The 3,177-nt window shown below is 72.9% G+C and carries 2 protein-coding genes; one reads left to right on the top strand and one right to left on the bottom strand.

Annotated elements, in window-relative coordinates; translation table 11 throughout:
- The coding region (locus tag ACRDP3_RS06155; RefSeq protein ID WP_431515795.1) for an MFS transporter at nt 1–1,279 on the top strand (1,279 nt) is incomplete at its 5' end.
- 51 nt (nt 1,280–1,330) lie between these two features.
- On the opposite strand, the gene ACRDP3_RS06150 is transcribed toward ACRDP3_RS06155, so the two are convergent.
- On the bottom strand, nt 1,331–2,941 hold the full coding sequence (locus ACRDP3_RS06150) for a benzoate-CoA ligase family protein (protein WP_431515794.1): 1,611 nt from the start codon (nt 2,939–2,941) through the stop codon (nt 1,331–1,333).
- Between the last annotated feature and the right edge of the window lie 236 nt (nt 2,942–3,177).

Here is a 3,177-nt window from a genome sequence, read left to right as displayed (position 1 = left end):
CGCGGCCGTGCTCACGGGCCTGGGAAGTTCGGGAGCCCTGATCGCGTCGGCGTTCGCCGTGCTGGAGGCGGGCGGTGACGGCACCGACGTCGGTCTGGTCGCCGCTTCCCGTACGGTCCCGCTGGTCCTCTTCCTGCTCGTGGGCGGCGCCGTCGCCGACCGGCTGCCCCGGCATCACGTCATGGTCGCGGCCAACGCCCTCAACTGCCTTTCGCAGGGCGCCTTCGCCGTCCTGGTGATCTCCGGGGACGCCCGGTTGTGGCAGATGGCCGTCCTCTCGGCCCTCGGCGGCACCGGGCAGGCGTTCTTCGCTCCCGCCGCCGAGGGCATGGTGCTGGCCACGGTCAGCGGTGAGCAGTCGGCACGCGCCTTCGCGTTCTTCCGTATGGGCATGAACGGCGCGAACATCGGCGGCGCCGCACTGGGCGGCGCACTCGTCGCCGCGCTCGGTCCGGGCTGGGTGCTCGCCGTGGACGCGGCGGCGTTCGCGGTCGCCGGCGCGCTGCGGGGCCTTCTCGACGTGAGCGGCATGCCCGAACGGGCACCCGGCGCCGGACTCGTCGCCGACCTCCGCGACGGCTGGCGCGAGGTGGCCGGACGGCCCTGGCTGTGGTCGGTGGTCCTGCAGTTCGCCGTGGTCAACGCCGTGGTCGCGGCGGCCGAGGCGGTCTACGGACCGCAGGTCGCCGAGGAGTCCCTGGGCGGCGCCGGGCCCTGGGGTGTCGCACTCGCCGCGTTCGGAGCGGGCACGCTGGGCGGCGCGCTGCTGATGACCCGCTGGCAGCCGCGCCGGATCCTGCGCGCGGGCGCGTTGTGCGTCTTTCCGCTCGCGCTCCCTTCCGCGGCGCTCGCCGTGCCGTTGACGGCGGGGCCCCTGACCGCGGTCATGTTCGGAAGCGGGCTCGCCGTCGAGGTTTTCGCGGTGACCTGGATGATGGCGCTGCACCAGGAGGTGCCGGAGGAGAAGTTCTCCCGCGTCTCCGCCTATGACTGGCTCGGCTCCGTCGCCATGGTCCCGGTCGCCACGGCTCTCGCCGGACCCATCGAGACCCTGGTCGGACGGTCGGGCGCGCTGTGGGGCTGCTCGGCGCTGATCGTGCTGCTCACGGCCGCGGTGCTGTGCGTGCCCGGCGTACGGAACCTGGAGCGCCGGGCCACTGCCGTACCGCCTGTGGTTCAGCCGATGGTGAAGGACCCTTCGAGCGGCCCCGGCTCAGGCCCCGGCCCCGGCTCGGGGGACGGACTCAGCGACGCGGAGCCGGCGCCGCGCGGCCGGTGACGACCCGCGATGCCCGGCACACTGGGCCAGCCGATGACCGTCGAACACCGGTCAGCCCGCGGCGAGTTGCTCGGCCGCCAGCTCGCGGACGGCGTGGCGCTTGAGCTTGCCGCTCGCGGTGGTGGGGAGTTCGTCCACGATCAGCACCTCCCGCGGGCGCTTGAAGGAGGCGAGCCCGGCGCGACAGAACTCGATGAGCTCCTCCGGTTCCACCGCCTCCCCGTCCTCGAGCACGGCGCACGCCACGGGCTTGTCGAGGCCGTCACCGTCGGGCAGGCCGACGACCGCGGCCATCGAGACGGCCGGGTGCCGCAACAGCCTCGCCTCCACCTCGGACGGCGCCACCCAGATGCCGCCAGCCTTGAGCATGTCGCCCGTACGTCCCAGACACGTGAAGTAGCCGTCGTCGTCGACGACGTAGGTGTCGCCGGTGTGCAGCCACGAGCCCTGGAAGACCTGCCGGGTGGCGCTCGTCCTGCACCAGTAACCGGTCGCCAGGGACTCCCCCTTCACCAGCAACGAGCCCGGCTCGCCCGGTCCGACGTCATGCCCCGCGGAGTCGACCACCCGCAGGTCGTAGCCCTCCACGGCGGTTCCCGTGGTGCCGGGGCGCGAGCGGCCCGGGCGGTTGGAGAGGAAGATGTGCAGCGCCTCCGTGGAGCCGATCCCGTCGAGGATCTCGATGCCGTACCGGTCGGCGAACCTGCGGCTCAGGTCGGCGGGGAGCACCTCGCCCGCCGAGACCGCCAGCCGTACGGAGGCGAACGCCTCGCGCGGCACGTCTGAGTGGAGCAGCGCGGCGTAGAAGGTGGGGACGGCGAAGAACAGCGTGGGCCGGTACTCGCGCAGCCGCTCGGCGACCGACCGCGGCGTGGGGCGCTGCGGATCGAGGACGGTGGTGGCGCCGGCCGCCAGCGGGAAGAAGAGCGAGTTGCCGATCCCGTAGGCGAAGAAGAGCTTGGCGACCGACAGGCACCGGTCCTCGTGGGTGATCCCGAGCACCTGCCGGGCGTAACTCTCCACGACATGCCGGATGTTGGCGTGCCGGTGCATCGCGCCCTTGGGCTTTCCGGTGGTCCCGGAGGTGTAGAGCCACAGGGCGGAGGAGTCCTCCGAGGTGATGTACGGCTCCTGCAACTCACCGCCCCGGCGGCGCCCTTCCTCCACCAGCTCGTCGAACGGCCGCAGCCGTACGCCGGCGGGCACGGCCATGGTGACGTCACCCGTGACGGCGACGTAGTGGATTCCCGGAACGCGCGCCAGGGCCGCCTCGGCGGGCGCGGTGAACTCCTCGCTCACCAGCAGGACCCGGGCTCGCGAGTCCCCCAGCAGCTCGGCCAGCTCCGGCCCGGTCAGCATCGTCGACACCGGTACGGGGACGGCACCCAGCCTCATCGCGGCCAGAATCGCGGCGGCCATCGCCGGGCCGTCGGTCATGAAGAGCATGACCCGCTCCTCGGAGCGCAGGCCCCACGCCTCGAGCCCGGCGGCGACGTGGCCGACGAGCCGGGCCAGTTCCCCGTAGGTCACCTCGCCGTCCGGTCCGGTGATCGCCGTACGGCCGGCCGTCTCGGCGGGGACCGCGGCCTGGAGCAGGTAGTCGGTGGCGTTGAACAGCTCGGGGACGACGGGCGTCGTCACACGGTGGGCGTGGACGGTCATAGGGTCTCCCCTTCGCCTGGAATCGTGGCGTCATGCTCCACATGTTCTGGACGCTCGTCAATGGGTGTGTGGAATGATGGGAAGGCGCGATACTTTGCGCGGACGTTCCGCGACGGGGCACGGCGTGGCGCGGCACGAGAGACGGAGGGGCGCATGACCGAGGGCGGCACGGGAGGCGAGGCGGCCGAGCCGGCGTGGACGCCCGCGGCCGAGCCGGCGTTCCTGCGCCGTCGCGA

This window comes from Streptomyces sp. (genome assembly GCF_050698815.1).
GTDB lineage: Bacteria > Actinomycetota > Actinomycetes > Streptomycetales > Streptomycetaceae > Streptomyces.
This window is presented reverse-complemented; position numbering and strand designations above follow the sequence as displayed.

Bases quoted from the DNA above. Each gene is read 5' to 3' on its own strand.
- ACRDP3_RS06150 (WP_431515794.1), bottom strand. From the start codon at position 2,941: ATGACCGTCCACGCCCACCGTGTGACGACGCCCGTCGTCCCCGAGCTG.